Raw genomic sequence first — 17868 nt, 5'->3', positions numbered from 1 at the left:
CTGCACGGGCCGACGGGCCGCCCCCCTGCCCACGGCTCCGCCGCACCGCCCGCCCCATCGGGCGGTTCGGCGCAACGGGACGGGGGGCGTCTCAGGGCTCGATGAGGCCCGCGCGGATCGCGTACCGGGTGAGTTCCAGGCGGTCGCGTACGCCCAGCTTCTGCAGGAGGTTGGCGCGGTGGCGTTCGACGGTCTTGGCGCTGATGAAGAGCAGCTCGCCGATCTCCTTGGAGGTGTGGCCCTCGGCGACGAGCTTGAGGATCTCCTCCTCGCGCTCGGTGATGGGCCGGTCGGGCAGGCCGCCACCGCCCTGCACACGGTCCAGGTAGGAGCGGACGAGGGCCCGCTCGGCGCCGGGGTAGATGAACGGCTCGTCGCGCACGGCGGCCCGGCAGGCCTCGACCAGGTCGCGGTCGGCGACGGACTTGAGGACGTATCCGCAGGCGCCCGCCTTGAGGGCCTCGAAGAAGTACTGCTCGTTGTCGTACATGGTCAGGATGAGGATGCGCAGCTCGGGCAGGCGCCGGGAGAGTTCGCGGGCCGCCTGGAGGCCGGTCATGCGGGGCATGGCGACGTCCAGGACGGCCAGGTCGATCTCGGTGGCCCGCGCGGCCGCGACCGCTTCGGCACCGTCACCGGCCTCGGCGACCACCGTCAGATCGGGTTCGCCGTCCAGGATGAGGCGGACTCCGCGGCGTACGAGGGTGTGGTCGTCGGCGAGCAGGACGCGGATCGGGGGCCGTGCGGACATCAGGGGCTGTCTCCGGTTCGGTCTGCGGAACGGTCCCCCGGCGGCGCGGGGACGCGCAGGCGTACGTCGGTGCCCCCACCGGGGGCGGGTTCGAAGTGGATCTCGGCTCCTATCAGCAGGGCCCGCTCCCGCATCCCGCGGATGCCGGCGCCCTCGGCGGCCGTGCCGAGACCGGTGCCGTCGTCGCGGACGAGCAGTTCGACACCGGCGTCGTCGGGCAGCGGCCGCAGCGTGAGCGCCGCGCGGGCGGCGTCGGCGTGGCGGGCGGTGTTGGTCAGTCCCTCCTGGGCGACCCGGTAGAGCACGAGTTCGGCCTCCGGGGCGAGCGGGGGCAGGTCGCCGGGGATGTGGTGCTGGACGGTCAGTCCGTGGTGGGTGAACTCGGCGGCGAGCGAGCGCAGGGCGCTGGCCAGACCGAGTTCCTCCAGAACGCCCGGACGCAGCCGGCGGGCGATGCGGCGGATCTCGTCGAGCCCGGCCCGGGTGGCCTCCTGCGCCAGGGTCACCTCGTCGCGCAGTTCCCCGGGGACCCGGTCCGCGACACGCTTGAGCTGGAGGAGGACGGCGGTCAGGGTCTGGCCCACCTCGTCGTGGAGTTCGCGGGCGATGCGGTGGCGTTCGCGTTCCTGGGCCTGCAGGGCCCGGCCGGCACCGGCGGCGCGTTCGGCCTGGAGCCGGTCCAGCATCGTGTTGTACGTCGCGATGAGCTGCGCCGCCTCGGCCGGGCCGGAGACCGTGGGCCTGGTCCCGGGCACCAGCAGGTCGGCGGTGGACATGGCCCGGCCCAGCCGGTGCAGCGGAGTGAGCCCGATGCGCAGGACGACCGCGTTTCCGGCCAGCAGGGCCGCGAGGCCGGCCAGCAGGACGAGGGCCTCCCCGGCCAGCACGGGCGTCGACACGGTGACCGGTCCCAGCAGCAGTGCGGTGGCGACGACCAGGCCGGCGGCGTTGAGCGAGAAGATCCGCCAGAACAGCGACACGTTCCTCTTTCCGCTCCTCCCGGCCTTCTCGCACGACACCCCCGCAGCCAGCTTCGCCGACCGCGACCGGCTGCGTATATCCGTCACGACACCCATATCGCCACCGTACGTGCGGATGGCAGCATGGCGAGGTCGCGGGCACGGCACCCACGTGCACAAAGCGCAGCTGGAGACGCGGCAGGCAACGCAGGACGAGTGAGGGGAAAGCACGTGTCAGCTCCACGCCTGAGGGCGACGCCGCTCCCGGGTATCGGGGTCCAGTACGACCTGGTGACCCGCGAGCACCGCCACCTGTCGGTGGTGGCCCACCGCGACGGTGCCCGCACGGTGAACGTGTACCGGTCCGACGACCCCGATTCCTGTGCCCACTCGCTGCGGCTGACGGGGCCCGAGGCGGGCGCGCTGATCGACGCGCTGAAGCCCTCCCACCACAGCGCCAGCCTGCTCTACACCACCGATCTGGGGCTGGTCGCCGAGCGGATCGAGGTGGCGGCCACGTCCCGGTGGAACGGACGGCTGCTGGGCGACACCCGGATGCGGACCGACACGGGTGCCTCGATCGTGGCGGTGCTGCGGCGGGCCGAGGCGATTCCCTCGCCGGCGCCGGACTTCCGGCTCGTGGGTGGTGACACCTTGATCGTCATCGGCACCCGTGAGGGCGTCGACGCCGCCGCGGCGATACTCGGGCAGGAGTGAGCGCGTGCACTCCGCGGTACTCCTGATCGAGTTCGGTTCCATCATCCTGGGCCTCGGGCTGCTCGGCCGGTTCGCCGGCCGTTACCGGCTGTCGCCCATCCCGCTGTACCTGCTGGCCGGTCTCGCCTTCGGCGAGGGCGGCCTGCTGCCGCTCGGCGCTAGCGAGGAGTTCGTCGCGACCGGCGCCGAGATCGGTGTCATCCTCCTGCTGCTGATGCTGGGCCTGGAGTACACGGCCAGCGACCTGGTCACCAACCTCAAGTCCCACTATCCGGCGGGTCTCGTCGACTGCGCGCTCAACGCCGTGCCGGGCGCCGTGGCCGCGCTGCTGATGGGCTGGGGCCCGGTGGCCGCCGTGGTCCTGGCCGGCGTGACGTGGATCTCGTCGTCCGGTGTGATCGCGAAGGTCCTCGGCGATCTGGGCCGGGTCGGCAACCGCGAGACGCCGGTGATCCTGAGCGTGCTGGTCCTGGAGGACCTGGCGATGGCGGTGTACCTGCCGATCGTCACGGCCCTGGTGGCCGGCGCCGGTCTGATGACCGGGAGCATCACGCTGGCGGTCGCGCTGGCCGCGGCGGGCCTGGTGCTGTTCGTGGCGGTGCGCTACGGCCGCCTCATCTCCCGTTTCGTCTCCAGCGACGACCCGGAGAAGCTGCTCCTCGTGGTACTGGGTCTGACGATCCTCGTCGCCGGTGTCGCACAGCAGCTCCAGGTGTCGGCCGCGGTGGGCGCCTTCCTGGTGGGCATCGCACTGTCCGGGGAGGTCGCGGAGGGTGCGCACACGCTGCTGAGCCCGCTGCGGGACCTGTTCGCGGCCGTCTTCTTCGTCTTCTTCGGGCTGCACACGGACCCGGCCAGCATTCCGCCGGTCCTGCTGCCCGCGCTGGCGCTGGCACTGCTGACCGCCGTGACGAAGATCGCCACGGGGTACTGGGCGGCGCGGCGCGCCGGGATCTCCGTCAAGGGCCGATGGCGGGCGGGCGGTGCGCTGGTGGCGCGCGGCGAGTTCTCCATCGTGATCGCGGGCCTCGCGGTCTCGGCCGGCATCGAGCCGTCCCTGGGCCCGCTGGCCACGGCGTACGTCCTCATCCTGGTCGTCCTCGGCCCCCTGACGGCACGCTTCACCGAGCCGCTGGCGATGCGCCTCTTCCGGCGCCGCGACAACCCCGACCGCCCGAGCGGCCTCGCGGAGGGGACACCCCGGCCCGCGGCGACGGAGGCGGAAGCCTCGGTGGGCGACTGACCGGCACCGGGCTCAGCCCTCTGGAACGACTCCGGCACCCGGGTGCCGGAGTCGTCCTCTGCCGGGGTCGGGCACTGGAGTCGTCGTACGCCGGGGTCAGGCGCCGGTCGGTTCCGGGGCGTCCGGCGTCCGCGGTGTCCAGCCCTGTCGGCGCAGCACGCCGGACACGTCCGGTGTCTCGTAGTGGTCGCCCTTGAGGACCTTGCCGTCGGCCCGGCGGCTGACGCGGCCGTCGGGCCCCAGCTTGGTCATGTTGGAGCGGTGGACCTCCGCGATCACCGCGTCCAGGTCGATGCCGTGCACGAGGGCGGTGCCGTAGGCCACGTAGACAACGTCGGCCAGTTCGTGCGCGAGCCGGTCGAGCGGGCCTCGCACCGACACTTCGGCGACCTCGGCCGCCTCCTCGGCGAGCAGCTCGCCTCTGTGCGCGGCCAGCCCTGGCGGGACCTCGCTCGGCATGCTGCGGACGTCCAGCCCGAAGGCGAGGTGGAAGGCACGGACCAGGTCGGCGGGCGACGTCCTGCCCTCGGCGGACGGGATGCGGCCCTCGGCGGAAGGCGTACCGCTCCCGGCGGACGGGGTGCCGCTCTCGACAGGTGGGGTGTTGCTCTCGACGGGCGGGGTGTTGCTCATGCCGACGACTGTAGCGACCGCCACTGACAGTGGGCCCTGGTCAGCGCACGTGCGGGCTGGCAGGATCGCCCCCATGTCCACGCTGCTCTCCCGTATCGGCAGGCGCCGGGCCGTCCAGGGCGCGGTCGCCGGTGCCGTCGTGCTCGGGCTGCTGCTGTGGTGGCTGCTGCCGCTGGGCGAGAAGCCGCCGAGCGGGACGATCACCTTCAGCACCGGCACCCGCGCGGGCGTCTACCAGAAGTACGGCGAGCTGCTGCGCACCGAGCTGCGCAAGGACATGCCGGACCTGGACGTGCGGCTGATGACCAGCGCGGGCTCGCAGGAGAACGTCGAGCGGGTGGCGTCCGGGGAGGCCGACTTCACGATCGCCGCGGCCGACGCGGTCGAGACGTACAAGCTGGCCGGCTATCCGGGTGCCGAAGGGCTGCGCGGGGTCACCCGGCTCTACGACGACTACGTGCAGCTCGTCGTGCCGAGCGACTCGGACATCCAGTCGGTGCGGGACCTGCGGGGCAAGCGGGTGGCCATCGGGCTGCCCAACTCGGGGGTACGGCTGATCGCCACCCGGCTGCTGAAGGCGGTGGGCATCGACCCGGAGACGGACATCACGCCCCGGGCGGACGGGATCGACACCGGCCCCGGACGGTTGGGCGACGAGCTGGACGCGTTCTTCTGGTCCGGCGGGGTGCCGACGGACGGCCTCAAGGAGATCGCGGAGAGCTCCGCCTTCCGGTTCGTGCCGATCGGCGACGACCTGGTCACCAAGCTGCACCAGTCGGGCGGCGCGACCCGCTACTACCGCACCACCAACATGCCGGAGTCGGCCTACCCCACGGTCCAGAACGGCGCCGTGGTGCCGACGATGGCGGTGTCCAACCTGCTGGTGACCCGCGCGGACGTCGATCCGCGGCTCACCGAGTGGCTGACCCGGACCGTGCTCGACAGCCGCGACGGCATCGGTGCGCACGTGCACTCCGCGCAGCTGGTGGACCTGCGTACCGCGATCTACACCGACCCGCTCGAACTGCACGAGGGCGCCCGGCGCTACTACCGGTCGGTCAAGCCGTAGGCCCGATCGGGCTCCTTGGACGCCGTGCCGGTCCTGGGCACCGTGACCGTGACCCGAAGCCCGTGCGGCTCGTGGCGGCCGAAGGAGATCGAGCCGTCGCCCGCCGCGAGCAGCGCCCGGCAGATGGACAGGCCGAGGCCGGAGCCGTTGATGTTCTGGTGCCGTCCGCTGCGCCAGAAGCGGTCGCCCACGCGCGTGAGCTCCTCGTCGGTGAGTCCGGGACCGTTGTCGGTGACGACGACGGTGGCGGCGTCCCCGGTGGAGGCGACCTCGACCCGGACGCTCTCGCCGTGCGGCGTGAACTTCACCGCGTTGTCGATGACCGCGTCCAGGGCGCTCGACAGGGTCACCGGGTCGGCCCAGCCCGTGGTCGGCGGGCAGTCGCCGACCAGCCGTACGCCCTTGGCGTCGGCCGTCGGTGACCAGGCGGCCACCCGCTCGGCGGCCAGCGCGCCGACGTCGGTGACCTTCAGGTCGGCCTGGCTGTGCTCGGCCAGCGCCAGGTCGAGCAGGTCGTCCAGGACCCGGGCCAGGCGTTTGCCCTCGGTCCGGACGGAGGCGATCTCCTCGTTGTCCTCGGGCAGTTCCAGGGCGAGCAGCTCGATGCGCAGCAGGAGGGCGGCGAGCGGGTTGCGCAGCTGGTGGGAGGCGTCGGCGACGAAGGCCCGCTGCTGCTCCAGCACGTCCTCCACGTGGTCGGCCATCTCGTTGAACGACCCGGCCAGGCGTCTGAGCTCCGGCGGTCCCCCGGACGGTGCGACCCGGGACTTCAGCCTCCCGGTGGCGATGTCGTGGGTGGTGGCGTCGAGTACCCGCACCGGCCTGAGTACCCAGCCGGTCAGCCGCAGCGCGGCGCCGACGGCGAGCAGCATCGCGGCGAACTCCCCGGCGCCGATGACCAGCCAGCCGCGCAGGGTGCTCGAACGCATCGAGTCGGTCGGCGACTCGGTGACGACGACCGCGACCACGTCGCCGTCCCGGATGACCGGCGAGGCCACCACGAGCCGGCCGTCCTGCCAGGGCCACACCTGCTCGGGGTCGTGGCTGCGGCGGCTGAGCAGCGCCTCGTCGAAGGAGTCGCGGACCTCGCCGGTCTGGGGCAGGAACCAGGTCGTGGGCGCGTTGGCCATCGGGATGTGGTTGCGGTAGTAGACCCCGGCCTTGATGCCGTAGACCTCGTAGTAGCTGGTCAGCTCGGTCTGCAGGGTCTCAAGGCGCTCGTCCGTGTCCGTCCGGCGTGAGCCGCCCGACCCGTCCTCCGTGACGAACTGGGCGAGCGCGGCGAAGCGTGCCGTGTCGTCGATGCGGTCGATGACGACCTTCTGCTGCTCCGCGCGGGCCACGCTGACGCCGAGCGGCACGCCGAGCGCGAGCAGGACGGCCGCCATCAGGACGATGAGCAGCGGGAGCAGGCGGGTGCTCACCCGGCCCCGCTAGGCGGTGGGGGCGACGAGGCGGTAGCCGACGCCGCGGACGGTCTCGATCAGCGCGGGCATGTGCAGCTTGGAGCGCAGGGACGCGACATGCACCTCCAGAGTGCGCCCGGTCCCCTCCCAGCTGGTGCGCCAGACCTCGCTGATGATCTGCTCGCGGCGGAAGACCACACCGGGGCGCTGGGCGAGCAGGGCGAGCAGATCGAACTCCTTGCGGGTGAGTTGGACTACCGAACCGTCCACGCTCACCTGGCGTGTCGGCAGCTCGATGCGCACCGCGCCGAGGCGGACCACGGTCTCGGTGCTTCCGGTGGCGTCCTCGTGGGCGGTGCGCCGGCTGACGGCGTGGATCCGGGCGAGCAGTTCCCCCGTGTCGTACGGCTTGACCACGTAGTCGTCGGCGCCGAGATTGAGGCCGTGGATGCGGGAGCGCACGTCGGCCCGCGCGGTGACCATGATGACCGGGGTGCTGGTGCGCTTGCGGATCTTTCCGCAGACCTCGTAGCCGTCCTGGTCGGGCAGGCCCAGGTCGAGCAGGACGACGCCGAAGCCGTCGACCTCGGGGACGAGCGCCTGGAGCGCCTCCTCGCCGCTGCGCGCGTGGGTGACGTCGAAGCCGTGCCGTGCCAGGATCGCGGACAGGGCGGCGGCCACGTGGTTGTCGTCCTCGACGAGCAGCAGTCTCATCCGGGCTCCCTTCGGTTCATCGGCCGTACGCTCGGGACGGGTAGAAATCGGGACGGGCTCATGGACGGGCACGCGCGCGTGCGTCCTGTGCAGTGACGCCGATGGAGGGGGACGGCGTCAAGAGGCTTCCGGTTGCGGCCGCTCGAAGTTATCCGGCCGATATGCGCCCAGCTCACAAGTGCTACGACTCGTGTCCGATTGCTATCGGATCGTGATGCTCAGATCTCGCTCAGATGTAGAGACGTGACGTGGCCCGGGTCACTACTGTCCTGCGAAACCCAGGAGGACGGAGCCCGAGAGCGATGACCGAAGTATCGGTGGCCAAGGAAGACAAGGCTGGGACCGGCGAACTGGTCGTCCTGAAGAGTGTCAACAAGCACTTCGGCGCGTTGCACGTGCTCCAGGACATCGACCTGACGATTCACCGCGGCGAGGTCGTCGTGGTCATCGGACCCTCGGGGTCCGGCAAGTCCACCCTGTGCCGCACCGTCAACCGTCTGGAGACCATCGACGACGGTTCGATCACGATCGACGGCAAGCCGCTGCCCGCCGAGGGCAAGGAGCTGGCCAAGCTGCGTGCCGACGTAGGCATGGTCTTCCAGTCGTTCAACCTCTTCGCGCACAAGACGGTGCTCGAGAACGTGACCCTGGGCCAGGTCAAGGTCCGCAAGGTCGACGCCAAGAAGGCCGACGAGAAGGCCCGCGCCCTGCTCGACCGGGTCGGCGTGGGCGCCCAGGCGGACAAGTACCCCGCGCAGCTCTCCGGCGGCCAGCAGCAGCGTGTCGCCATCGCGCGTGCGCTGGCCATGGACCCGAAGGTCATGCTCTTCGACGAGCCGACGTCGGCCCTCGACCCCGAGATGATCAACGAGGTGCTCGAGGTGATGAAGCAGCTCGCGCAGGACGGCATGACCATGGTCGTCGTCACGCACGAGATGGGCTTCGCCCGCTCCGCCGCCAACCGCGTGGTGTTCATGGCGGACGGCCGCATCGTCGAAGAGGCCACGCCGGACCAGTTCTTCAGCAATCCGCGCAGCGACCGTGCCAAGGACTTCCTGTCGAAGATCCTGCACCACTGAGATTTCGGAGCGGCTCCGGCGCCCCGCGCCGACCGCACCGGCGGCCCGTTCCCCGGAGCCGCACCTGATCGCCTGATCCTCTGATCGTCCGATCGCAGCTCGATCACAGCCAAAGGATGTCCACCATGAAGCTTCGCAAGGTCTCCGCCGCCTCGGCCGCCGTCCTCGCCCTCGCCCTGACCGCCACCGCTTGCGGCGGCGACGACAAGGACAGCGGCTCCTCCGGCGGTGACGGCAAGAAGATCACCATCGGCATCAAGTTCGACCAGCCCGGCCTCGGCCAGAAGACCCCGGACGGCTACGCGGGCTTCGACGTGGACGTCGCCACGTACGTCGCCAAGAAGCTCGGCTACACCGAGGACCAGATCGAGTGGAAGGAGTCGAAGAGCGCCGACCGCGAGACCATGCTGCAGCGCGGTGACGTCGACTTCATCGCCGCCACGTACTCGATCACTCCCGAGCGCTCGGAGAAGGTCGACTTCGCCGGTCCGTACCTGCTGGCCCACCAGGACGTGCTGATCCGCGCCGACGACGACAAGATCAAGTCGCCGGAGGACCTGAACGACGCGAAGCTCTGCTCGGTGACGGGCTCCACCTCCGCTCAGAACATCAAGGAGAAGCTGGCTCCCAAGGCTCAGCTGCAGCCGTACCCGACGTACTCGGCCTGCCTGCCCGGCCTGCAGAACGGTGCCATCGACGCGCTGACCACTGACGACTCGATCCTCGCCGGTTACGCCTCGCAGTCGCAGTTCAAGGGCAAGTTCAAGCTCGGCGGCTTCAAGCTGACGAACGAGAACTACGGCATCGGCGTCAAGAAGGGCAGCGACCTCAAGAACAAGATCAACGACGCGCTCGAGGCCATGGTCTCCGACGGCGCCTGGGACAAGGCCGTCAAGGACAACTTCGGCCCGGCCAACTACAAGAACGAGCCGGCGCCGAAGATCGGCGACATCAAGAGCTGAGGCCGGGCCCGCCCCGGTGCACCGCCCCACGGCAGGGCGGCGCACCGGGGCGGGCATCCCTACACCCGGAAGCGCGGGAGATCGTGTTCGACTTTCTTCAGGATTATGACCTGGCGGGAGCCATCTGGACGACAGTGCAGCTCGCTGTGCTCTCGGCCGTCGGCTCCCTGATCTGGGGCACCCTGCTGGCCGCCATGCGGGTCGGCCCGGTGCCGTTGATGCGCGGTTTCGGAACCGCGTACGTGAACATCGTGCGGAACATCCCGCTGACCGTGATCATTCTGTTCGCGTCGCTGGGACTGAACCAGACGTTGGGGGTCACCCTCGGCGGAGGGAATGACTTCGAGACGATCAACTTCCGGCTCGCCGTCCTCGGCCTGATCCTCTACACATCGTCGTTCGTGTGCGAGGCGCTGCGCTCCGGCATCAACACGGTGCCGGTCGGCCAGGCGGAGGCGGCTCGGGCCCTCGGCTTGAGTTTCAGCCAGGTACTTCGGCTGGTGGTTCTGCCCCAGGCCTTCCGCTCGTCCGTCGTTCCACTGGCGAACGTGCTGATCGCGCTGATCAAGAACACCACGGTCGCGGCCGCCATCGGCGTGGCGGAAACGGCGCTGTTGATGAAGGAGATGATCGAGAACGAGGCACAGTTGCTGCTCATCTCCGCGGTCATCGCTCTCGTGTTCGTGGTGTTGACGCTGCCGACCGGCCTGATCCTCGGCTGGGTGGGCAAGAAGGTGGCGGTGAAGCGATGAGCTCGGTCCTCTACGACGCCCAGGGCCCGCGCGCCAAGCGTCGCAACGTTGTCTTCACGGCCGTCTTCCTGGTCGCCTTCGCCGCTCTCCTGTGGTGGGTGTTCAGCACCCTCAACGACAAGGGGCAGCTGGAGTGGGCCCTGTGGAAGCCCTTCTTCACCGGCACCGAGGCCTGGTCGACGTACATCTGGCCGGGTCTGCAGAACACCCTGAAGGCCGCGGTTCTCGCAGTGGTCATCGCCCTGCCGCTCGGCGCCGCACTGGGCATCGCCAGGCTCTCCGACCACAAGTGGGTCCGGGTACCGGCCGCGGTGGTGGTCGAGTTCTTCCGGTCCATCCCTGTGCTGGTCCTGATGATCTTCGGTCTCGCGCTCTTCGCGGAGTACACGAACGTCAGCTCGGACGACCGCCCGCTCTACGCCGTCGTCACCGGTCTGGTGCTGTACAACGCGTCCGTCCTCGCCGAGATCGTCCGGTCCGGCATCCTTGCCCTCCCCAAGGGCCAGGCCGAGGGCGCGATGGCGATCGGCCTTCGCAAGGGCCAGGTCATGCGGCTGATCCTGCTGCCGCAGGCGGTCACGGCGATGCTGCCGGCCATCGTCAGCCAGCTCGTCGTGATCCTCAAGGACACCGCGCTCGGTGGCGCGATCCTGACCTTCCCCGAACTGCTCGCGTCGGCCAACACCATGAGCGGCTACTACGGCGCCAACGTGATCGCCAGCTACACCGTGGTCGCGGTGATCTACATTGCGCTCAACTTCGCCCTCACGAGCTTCGCGAGCTGGCTGGAGCGCCGGCTGCGGCGGGCGAAGAAGTCGACCGGTGCGGTGCTCAGCGCGGACGACGTGGAGACCGCCGACGCCGGAAACGTCGGCAAGGTCTAGCACACCTGACACTCGGTCATCTCGTATGACCATCAACGGAGGCCGTGGCATGATCGCCACGGCCTCCGTCGCTTGACGCAAGCAGCGGCAATAGGTTGCATACGTTCTGTGACCGTGCACCCTGCTCCAATGTCCTGTTCACCCACGTCCCCCGGGACACCGCCACGGGCAGGGGGCGCCGCACCGTGGACCCGGTGATCATCACCGGAGCGGGGCCCGTCGGGCTCACGCTCGCCCTGGCGCTGGCGCGGCAGGAGGTGCCCTGTGTCGTCCTCGACGAGGGACCGGGCAAGGACGAACCGCGCCCCGCGCGCACCGTCGTCCTGCGCGAGGAGGCCGTCGCACTCGTCGAGCGGCTGACCGGCGCACCGCTGACGGGGCTGGGTTCGCGTTGGGCCGGATGGCGGTCGATGCGGCGCAAGCAGGTGACGCGCGAGGTCGTGTTCGGCGACGCCGACCCGGCTCCCCTGCACATCGCCCAGCACGAGCTGACCGGTGCCCTGCGCACGGCCCTCACCCGCGAGCGGCTGGTCAAGATCGCTGTGGACAGCCGACTGGACGGCATCGAGCAGGAGAAGTCCGGTGTCACGGCCCACACCCGCGGCCCGGCCGGCACGTGGTGGCGCGGCAGTTACCTGGTCGGCTGCGACGGCCCCCGCTCCACCGTCCGCAAGCTCCAGGACATCCGCTTCCCCGGCCGTACGGCGGTGGAACGATACGCCGTCGCCGCACTGCGCACCGAACTCCCGTGGACCGACGAGGCGCTGCTCCACCGCGTGCCGCCGTGGCGGACGACCGGGCCGTCGGCCGACGAGGTGGTCGGCCGCCCGCTGCCGGACGGCGTATGGCGCCTGGACTGGCTGCTGCCGCCCGGCAAGGACCTGGTCACGCCCGAACTGCTGGTGAACCGGGTCCGCGAGACCCTCACCGGATGGGCGGCCGACGGTTCGACCCCGGCATACGAACTCCTCGACACCGGCGTCCACACGGTCCACCACCGCCTCGCCCGCCGCTGGCGCGTGGGCCGCGTACTGCTGGCCGGGGACGCGGCGCACCTGCTGGGCGCGCTGGGCACGCAGGGCCTGGAGGAGGGGCTGCTGGACGCCGACAACCTCGCCTGGAAGCTGGCCCTGGCCTGGCACCACGGGCCCCGCGAAGCACTGCTCGACAGCTACCAGCGGGAACGGCGGGCGGCGATCTCCGCGCGACTGCGCGCCGCCGACCAGTTGCTCCCGCTGGTGCGCGGCGGCGGCGGACTGCGCTCCTACGTACCCGGCTCGGCCCGCGGCAACGACGCACTGTTGACGGACGGTCACCTCGGCCGCGGCACGCTGGGCGCGCAGGGGACGTACGCCAACTCGCCACTCGCCCCCGAGGACCTCGGCGGGGAGGTGTCCGTGGGCACACCGCCGGGGACGCCCGTCACCGATGTGCGGGTCACGGCGGAGGACGGCACCTTCGTAAGGCTGCGCGACCGGCTGGGGCGCGGGGCGTTGCTGGTGGTACTGATCGCGCCGGGCACGGGGGTGTGGGACCGCAAGCACTGGGTGACGGCCGGGATCATGCCCCGACTGGCGGCCGCGGTCACGGCACTGCCCCACCACGCCGAGCTGCTGGTCGCCGAGAGCTACCCGGGTGCCGCGGCCCACACGGTGCTGCTGGTGCGGCCCGACGGCCACCTGGTCACGGCGCTGAACGGGGTGCGCCCGGCCGACCTCTACGCGGCTGCCGAGAGCGCGCTGGGCGGGGCGACGGCCAGGGCGGCGACCGAGGCCGAGGAGGGGGCGGGGGCCGCGGCCGGTTCGCGTTGAGGAGCGGTCACGTCCGCATGGTGACGCTGAGTTGACCGGCCCGCACCGTCATGGTCTACTCCGGATCGTGACTGACACCTGTGTGCGCCTGTGGCGGAGGGTCCATATGGACCTCGTCCGCTATGCGGGCTGCGTGTGTCGTCCGTCCTGCTGAATTCGCCTCCCCTTTCCTTCGCGCGCGCCGCCGGTCCGACGTGCCGCCGCGCGCTCCCTCGCGAACTTCCAGGACGGTACCCGTGTCCCTCCCCTCCGTTTCTCCTGCTTCCCCTTCTCCCGCGTCCGCGTCCACGCCCGCCCCGACGCAGGGCCGGCTCCTCGACTTCGTACGGCGGGCGGCGGCCGACGCCGAACTCATCGCCTCCCTGCCGCTCGACCCCGAGGGCCGCACCTGGATGCGGCTGGCCGGGCCGGGTGGCAGCGAGGCCTGGCTGATCGGCTGGCCGCCCGGCACGGGCACCGGCTGGCACGATCACGCCGACTCCGTGGGCGCCTTCGTCACCGCCGCGGGCGAGCTCAAGGAGAACGCGCTCGCCGCCCGCCTGCCCACCGACGGCTGGAAGACCCTCGAGCTCAGCGACGGTGTGGACCGGGAGCGCCGGCTGACCGTCGGCACGGGGCGTGCCTTCGGCCGGCACCACGTGCACGAGGTCCTCAACGAGTCGTCCGACCACCACGCGGTGTCCGTGCACGCCTACTACCCGCCCCTGCCGCAGATCCGCCGCTACAGCCGCAGCGGACAGACCCTGCGCCTGGAGCAGGTCGAGCGCCCGCAGGACTGGCAGTGAGCGGGCCCACCGGAATCGATGCCCTGCTGGAGCGGGTACGCGCCGGATATCGGCGGATCGCGCCGGACGAGGCGTACGACGCCGCCGAGGCGGGCACGGCACTGCTGGTCGACATCCGGTACGCCGCCCTGCGCGAGCGGGACGGGGTGATTCCCGGCGCGCTGGTGATCGAGCGCAACGAACTGGAGTGGCGGCTCGATCCGCTGGGCAGCCACCGCGTCCCCGAGGCGACGGACCACGACGTGCGGGTGGTCGTGGTGTGCGACGAGGGTTACGCCTCCAGCCTGGCGGCGGAGTCACTGCATCGTCTGGGACTGCACCGGGCCACCGACCTGATCGGCGGCTTCCAGGCCTGGCGGTCGGCGGGCCTCCCGGTGGCCGCACGGGGTCAGTAGTCGGCGGGGCAGTACGCGATGACGGCGACCTGTACGTCCCGGCCCGCCGTGTCGTCGGCGACCCACGGGGCGTCGAGCCGCACGACGGCCTCCAGGTCGACCACCACCGCCCCCAGGATGGTGTCCGGGTCGGTGCCCACGGAGGTCAGGAAGACGGGGATGTCCGCCGCCTCGGCCTTCTCGATGTCGCGTTCCGGTGCGTCCGTGTCGACGGTCTGGAGGATGATCGCGTCGACCTCGCGCGCGATCATGTCCTCGATGTTGTTCAGTTCGGTCGCGGCGTCCTGCCGGGAGTCGGCGGTGACCGGATTCGCGAAGTTGTTCTTGGCGGCGATCTCCACGGACCGCTGGAGACAGGTGTGGAACCGGCTGTCACCACCGTTGACGAATCCGAGGGTGACCGGATCACCCTCGGGCCGGACGCCTGCTCAGAACCCCTCGTCGCCGAGGTGTTCCGTGTCCTCGCCCTCCTCCTCCAGCGCCTGGCGGACCACCCGCAGGGCCATGCCTTCGGGGTAGCCCTTGCGGGCCAGCATGCCGGCGAGGCGGCGCAGTCTCTTGTCGCGGTCGAGGCCCCGGGTGGCGCGCAGCTTGCGGGCGACCAGGTCGCGCGCGGTCTCCTCCTCCTGCTCGGTGTCCAGTTGGGACACCGCCGCGTCGATGAGCGTCGCCTCGACGCCCTTGGTGCGCAGTTCCCTGGCGAGGGCGCGCCCGGCCAGCCCGCGGCCGTGGTGCCGGGACTCCACCCAGGCCTGAGCGAAGGCGCCGTCGTTGATCAGGCCGACCTCCTCGAACCTGGACAGCACCTCCTCCGCGGCCTCGTCGGGGATCTCCCGCTTGCGCAGGGCGTCGGCCAGTTGTCTGCGGGTGCGCGGGGTCCCGGTGAGCAGGCGCAGGCAGATCGCCCGTGCCTGCTCGACCGGGTCCCGCGGAGGCTCCCCCTTCTCGGCCCTCGACGAGGAGTTGGCACCTCCGTCCTCGGCGGACGGCTCCACCCGCTCGCGCCTCCGGCGCCCGCGCGCGCCGCCCGCGCCACGGCTCCGTCCGCCTGAGCGGCGCACCTCGCCGTCACCATGGCGCACCTCGCCGTCACCGTGGCGTGCCGCGCCGTCCTCGTGGGGACCGACGGCGGAGGGGTCCGTCTCGTACGGGGCCGCAGCCGCCCCGTACGCGTCGTCGCCCGGCCCGGCGGAGCCGTTCGTGTACTCGGCCCAGTCGGTTCGTCGGGTCACGGGTCAGCTCTTGGCTGCCGCGGCCTTGGACTTGGTGGCCTTGGCGGTCGTGGGTGCGGGCACCGCCGGTGCGGCGTCGGCCGGGGCTGCGGAGGCGGCGTCCGCGCCGGGCTCGGTGGCCGACTCCTCGGGGCGCACGCCGACGCCCAGCTTCTGCTTGATCTTCTTCTCGATCTCGTTGGCCAGGTCGGGGTTGTCCTTCAGGAAGTTGCGCGCGTTCTCCTTGCCCTGGCCGAGCTGGTCACCCTCGTACGTGTACCAGGCGCCGGCCTTGCGGACGAAGCCGTTCTCCACGCCCATGTCGATCAGACCGCCCTCACGGCTGATGCCCTGGCCGTAGAGGATGTCGAACTCGGCCTGCTTGAAGGGCGGCGCGACCTTGTTCTTGACGACCTTGACGCGAGTGCGGTTGCCGACCGCGTCGGTGCCGTCCTTCAGCGTTTCGATGCGACGGATGTCGAGTCGCACCGAGGCGTAGAACTTCAGCGCCCGGCCACCGGTCGTGGTCTCCGGGGAGCCGAACATCACGCCGATCTTCTCGCGGAGCTGGTTGATGAAGATCGCGGTGGTCTTGGACTGGTTGAGCGCGCTGGTGATCTTCCGCAGGGCCTGGCTCATCAGCCGGGCCTGCAGACCGACGTGGCTGTCGCCCATCTCGCCCTCGATCTCCGCGCGCGGGACGAGCGCGGCGACGGAGTCGATGACGATGAGATCGAGGGCGCCGGAGCGGACCAGCATGTCCACGATCTCCAGAGCCTGCTCGCCGTTGTCCGGCTGGGACAGGATCAGGTTGTCGATGTCGACGCCGAGCTTCTTCGCGTACTCGGGGTCTAGGGCGTGCTCGGCGTCCACGAAGGCGACCTGGCCGCCGGCCTTCTGCGCGTTCGCCACCGCGTGCAGGGTCAGGGTCGTCTTGCCCGAGGACTCGGGGCCGTAGACCTCCACGACACGGCCGCGCGGGATGCCTCCGACGCCGAGGGCCACGTCGAGCGCGGTGGACCCGGTCGGGATGACCTCGATGGGCTCGTTGGTCCGGTCACCCATGCGCATGACCGCGCCCTTGCCGAACTGCCGTTCAATCTGTGCGAGCGCGGCGTCGAGAGCCTTCTCGCGGTCGGTTCCTGCCATGGGTTCCACCCGGTTTGCTTGATTCGATCGCTTCACGTCAAAGACGCTAATGCCTGCCACTGACAATGGGCCCCGATGCGGGTCCGGCCTGTGGATAACTCGGGTGCATCTCCACCCGAACCCACTTGAATCACCCGTCACGAGCCCCGCCGGAGCCTCCATAAGAATGGATGTTCGATTTTCGTGTCAAGCGCACCACGCGGCACTTCCGAGCGTACGTCCCCCGGGCCGGTGAGCCAGGTGGTTGGATGCGGATGCGACACCGGGAGAGGTCGGAGAGGGGACACCATGGCCAGGATCACCATCGATCTCGACGCCGAACTCGTGGTGGAAGTGATGGTCCTGGCCGGTATCGGCTCACCCCAGGACGCCGTCGAGGCGGTGGTGCGGGACTACATCGCCCGCGGTCACCGCACCGAGACCCGCACCGAGTTCAAGGACCGCAACCTGCGGGAGATCGACGCCAAGCCGCAGGAACCACAGGGCTGACCCTGCTCCCGTCGGCGTACGGCGGGTGCCTCCGGCGGGACGACGACGGGGGCGGACGGCCGTTGCCAGGCTCCTCCCATGCAGACCGCCCCCACCGACCGCTCTCCCGTACCGCGCCTGTGCCGCGCGACGGGCCTCGTACTGATCCTCTCCGGCCTCGCGCACCTGGGGGTGTTCGCGGTGGACGGCGGGCCCTGGGACGGGCCGGTGTCCTGGCGGAAGCCGGTGACGTTCGGGCTGTCCTTCGGGGTGACACTGATCGCGGTCACCTGGGTCACCTCGTACCTGGACCTCCGGCCGCGGGTGCGCGCGGTGCTGCTCGCGGTGTTCGCGGCCGACTGCGTCGTCGAGGTGGCCGGGATCACCCTCCAGGCATGGCGCGAGGTGCCCTCGCACCTCAACATGGAGACGCCCTTCGACACCGCCGTCTCCATGACGCTCGCGGTGGGCGGCGGTGTCCTGGTCGTGCTGCTCACCGCGTTCGCCCTCGCCTCCTTCGTCCGTCGTCCCACGGGGCCTGCGGGCATGGCCCTGGCGGTGCGCTCCGGTTTCGCGGTGCTGCTCGTCGGGCTCGCCTCGGGCGCCGCGATGATCGCGCGCGGTGTGGCGCTCACCCGCACCGGTCACCAGGAGGCCGCTTACCACTCCACGGCGTGGCTCAAGCCGCTGCACGGCGTGTCCCTGCATGCCGTGCTGGTACTGCCGGTGCTGGCCCGCCTGCTGGCCCTCACGCCGTGGAGCGAGACGGTACGGCAGCGGGTGGTGACCGGGGCGGTGTGCTGCTACGCGGCTGCCGTCGCCGGTGCCGGTGTGTGGGCCGGTCTCACCTACTGAGCCCGCGGGGGCGTCCCTCAGGAGG

General features: G+C 70.9%; 20 protein-coding genes and 1 pseudogene. 13 read left to right on the top strand and 8 right to left on the bottom strand.

The genetic code is table 11. The features are described 5' to 3' along the window. Window positions 1-91: 91 nt before the first annotated feature. Window positions 92-751, bottom strand: a complete 660-nt coding sequence (locus tag ACZ7MF_RS29715; RefSeq protein ID WP_356862334.1) for a response regulator transcription factor — start codon at window positions 749-751, stop codon at window positions 92-94. Continuing rightward, entirely contained in the window at window positions 751-1827 is a 1077-nt protein-coding gene (locus ACZ7MF_RS29710) for a HAMP domain-containing sensor histidine kinase (RefSeq protein ID WP_471481301.1), read from the bottom strand. Before ACZ7MF_RS29710 ends, ACZ7MF_RS29715 begins: the two co-directional genes overlap by 1 nt. A gap of 114 nt (window positions 1828-1941) precedes the next feature. Here ACZ7MF_RS29710 and ACZ7MF_RS29705 point away from each other — a divergent pair, with 114 nt between their 5' ends. Next, complete coding sequence (locus ACZ7MF_RS29705; protein ID WP_102928754.1) at window positions 1942-2427, top strand: cation:proton antiporter regulatory subunit; 486 nt, start codon at window positions 1942-1944, stop codon at window positions 2425-2427. 4 nt (window positions 2428-2431) lie between these two features. Further along, on the top strand, window positions 2432-3670 hold the full coding sequence (locus ACZ7MF_RS29700; protein ID WP_471481298.1) for a cation:proton antiporter: 1239 nt from the start codon (window positions 2432-2434) through the stop codon (window positions 3668-3670). Between the two features lie 96 nt (window positions 3671-3766). Here ACZ7MF_RS29700 and ACZ7MF_RS29695 read toward each other — a convergent pair whose 3' ends face one another. Then, complete coding sequence (locus ACZ7MF_RS29695) at window positions 3767-4303, bottom strand: pyrophosphohydrolase domain-containing protein (RefSeq protein WP_471481297.1); 537 nt, start codon at window positions 4301-4303, stop codon at window positions 3767-3769. Between the two features lie 73 nt (window positions 4304-4376). Between ACZ7MF_RS29695 and ACZ7MF_RS29690 the strand changes: the two genes are divergently transcribed. Further along, window positions 4377-5372 carry a TAXI family TRAP transporter solute-binding subunit gene (locus ACZ7MF_RS29690; protein WP_471481295.1) on the top strand — a complete coding sequence of 332 codons (996 nt, stop codon included), beginning with the start codon at window positions 4377-4379 and terminating at the stop codon, window positions 5370-5372. On the opposite strand, the gene ACZ7MF_RS29685 is transcribed toward ACZ7MF_RS29690, so the two are convergent. Next, complete coding sequence (locus ACZ7MF_RS29685) at window positions 5351-6796, bottom strand: HAMP domain-containing sensor histidine kinase (protein WP_471481293.1); 1446 nt, start codon at window positions 6794-6796, stop codon at window positions 5351-5353. The genes ACZ7MF_RS29690 and ACZ7MF_RS29685 overlap by 22 nt on opposite strands. 9 nt (window positions 6797-6805) lie before the next feature. Further along, window positions 6806-7492, bottom strand: coding sequence for a response regulator transcription factor (locus ACZ7MF_RS29680; protein WP_003973245.1), 687 nt, complete (start codon window positions 7490-7492; stop codon window positions 6806-6808). A gap of 302 nt (window positions 7493-7794) precedes the next feature. On the opposite strand from ACZ7MF_RS29680, the gene ACZ7MF_RS29675 reads away from it, so the two are divergent. The 8 genes from ACZ7MF_RS29675 (at window position 7795) to ACZ7MF_RS29640 (ending at window position 14160) form a co-directional block, all read left to right on the top strand. After that, window positions 7795-8571: an amino acid ABC transporter ATP-binding protein gene (locus tag ACZ7MF_RS29675; protein WP_471481290.1), complete on the top strand. Its 777-nt coding sequence runs from the start codon at window positions 7795-7797 to the stop codon at window positions 8569-8571. Window positions 8572-8696: 125 nt separating this feature from the next. Continuing rightward, the gene (locus ACZ7MF_RS29670) at window positions 8697-9533 is read left to right on the top strand and encodes a glutamate ABC transporter substrate-binding protein (protein WP_471481288.1); all 837 of its coding nucleotides are present in this window, start codon (window positions 8697-8699) and stop codon (window positions 9531-9533) included. Window positions 9534-9616: 83 nt separating this feature from the next. Continuing rightward, window positions 9617-10285, top strand: coding sequence for an amino acid ABC transporter permease (locus ACZ7MF_RS29665; protein WP_356862314.1), 669 nt, complete (start codon window positions 9617-9619; stop codon window positions 10283-10285). Continuing rightward, window positions 10282-11169 (top strand): amino acid ABC transporter permease, encoded by an 888-nt coding sequence (locus ACZ7MF_RS29660; protein WP_471481285.1) that lies wholly within the window; start codon window positions 10282-10284, stop codon window positions 11167-11169. The genes ACZ7MF_RS29665 and ACZ7MF_RS29660 overlap by 4 nt, the downstream gene beginning before the upstream one ends. Window positions 11170-11354: 185 nt before the next feature. Then, a complete protein-coding gene (locus ACZ7MF_RS29655; RefSeq protein WP_471481283.1) occupies window positions 11355-12980 on the top strand; it encodes an FAD-dependent monooxygenase in 1626 nt (541 codons plus the stop codon). Between the two features lie 67 nt (window positions 12981-13047). Continuing rightward, complete coding sequence (locus ACZ7MF_RS29650) at window positions 13048-13134, top strand: putative leader peptide (RefSeq protein ID WP_313960178.1); 87 nt, start codon at window positions 13048-13050, stop codon at window positions 13132-13134. An 82-nt stretch (window positions 13135-13216) separates the two neighbouring features. Further along, window positions 13217-13765 carry a cupin domain-containing protein gene (locus tag ACZ7MF_RS29645; RefSeq protein WP_471481281.1) on the top strand — a complete coding sequence of 183 codons (549 nt, stop codon included), beginning with the start codon at window positions 13217-13219 and terminating at the stop codon, window positions 13763-13765. Then, window positions 13762-14160, top strand: coding sequence for a rhodanese-like domain-containing protein (locus ACZ7MF_RS29640; RefSeq protein ID WP_356862306.1), 399 nt, complete (start codon window positions 13762-13764; stop codon window positions 14158-14160). Before ACZ7MF_RS29645 ends, ACZ7MF_RS29640 begins: the two co-directional genes overlap by 4 nt. Here ACZ7MF_RS29640 and ACZ7MF_RS29635 read toward each other — a convergent pair. The 3 genes and pseudogenes from ACZ7MF_RS29635 to recA form a co-directional block, all read right to left on the bottom strand. After that, window positions 14154-14513: pseudogene (locus ACZ7MF_RS29635) on the bottom strand (substrate-binding domain-containing protein); the annotation flags it as partial. The gene ACZ7MF_RS29640 and the pseudogene ACZ7MF_RS29635 overlap by 7 nt on opposite strands. Before the next feature lie 75 nt (window positions 14514-14588). Next, window positions 14589-15392, bottom strand: a complete 804-nt coding sequence (gene recX, locus ACZ7MF_RS29630) for a recombination regulator RecX (RefSeq protein WP_471481279.1) — start codon at window positions 15390-15392, stop codon at window positions 14589-14591. A 3-nt stretch (window positions 15393-15395) separates the two neighbouring features. After that, on the bottom strand, window positions 15396-16520 hold the full coding sequence (gene recA / locus ACZ7MF_RS29625; protein WP_471481277.1) for a recombinase RecA: 1125 nt from the start codon (window positions 16518-16520) through the stop codon (window positions 15396-15398). A 288-nt stretch (window positions 16521-16808) separates the two neighbouring features. Between recA and ACZ7MF_RS29620 the strand changes: the two genes are divergently transcribed. Together ACZ7MF_RS29620 and ACZ7MF_RS29615 are read left to right on the top strand one after the other, a co-directional pair. Beyond that, on the top strand, window positions 16809-17009 hold the full coding sequence (locus tag ACZ7MF_RS29620) for a type II toxin-antitoxin system VapB family antitoxin (RefSeq protein WP_003973256.1): 201 nt from the start codon (window positions 16809-16811) through the stop codon (window positions 17007-17009). 78 nt (window positions 17010-17087) lie between these two features. Then, window positions 17088-17843, top strand: coding sequence for a hypothetical protein (locus ACZ7MF_RS29615; RefSeq protein WP_471481274.1), 756 nt, complete (start codon window positions 17088-17090; stop codon window positions 17841-17843). Window positions 17844-17868: the final 25 nt, after the last annotated feature.

Source organism: Streptomyces sp. NPDC111628, from assembly GCF_055635195.1.
The sequence above is the reverse complement of the archived record's forward strand: the minus strand, read 5'-3'. Positions and strand labels throughout refer to the sequence as shown.

Bases quoted from the DNA above. Each gene is read 5' to 3' on its own strand.
- ACZ7MF_RS29715 (WP_356862334.1), bottom strand. From the start codon at position 751: ATGTCCGCACGGCCCCCGATCCGCGTCCTGCTCGCCGACGACCACACC.
- ACZ7MF_RS29710 (WP_471481301.1), bottom strand. From the start codon at position 1,827: ATGGGTGTCGTGACGGATATACGCAGCCGGTCGCGGTCGGCGAAGCTG.
- ACZ7MF_RS29695 (WP_471481297.1), bottom strand. From the start codon at position 4,303: ATGAGCAACACCCCGCCCGTCGAGAGCAACACCCCACCTGTCGAGAGC.
- ACZ7MF_RS29690 (WP_471481295.1), top strand. From the start codon at position 4,377: ATGTCCACGCTGCTCTCCCGTATCGGCAGGCGCCGGGCCGTCCAGGGC.
- ACZ7MF_RS29680 (WP_003973245.1), bottom strand. From the start codon at position 7,492: ATGAGACTGCTGCTCGTCGAGGACGACAACCACGTGGCCGCCGCCCTG.
- ACZ7MF_RS29675 (WP_471481290.1), top strand. From the start codon at position 7,795: ATGACCGAAGTATCGGTGGCCAAGGAAGACAAGGCTGGGACCGGCGAA.
- ACZ7MF_RS29670 (WP_471481288.1), top strand. From the start codon at position 8,697: ATGAAGCTTCGCAAGGTCTCCGCCGCCTCGGCCGCCGTCCTCGCCCTC.
- ACZ7MF_RS29660 (WP_471481285.1), top strand. From the start codon at position 10,282: ATGAGCTCGGTCCTCTACGACGCCCAGGGCCCGCGCGCCAAGCGTCGC.
- recA (WP_471481277.1), bottom strand. From the start codon at position 16,520: ATGGCAGGAACCGACCGCGAGAAGGCTCTCGACGCCGCGCTCGCACAG.
- ACZ7MF_RS29620 (WP_003973256.1), top strand. From the start codon at position 16,809: ATGGCCAGGATCACCATCGATCTCGACGCCGAACTCGTGGTGGAAGTG.
- ACZ7MF_RS29615 (WP_471481274.1), top strand. From the start codon at position 17,088: ATGCAGACCGCCCCCACCGACCGCTCTCCCGTACCGCGCCTGTGCCGC.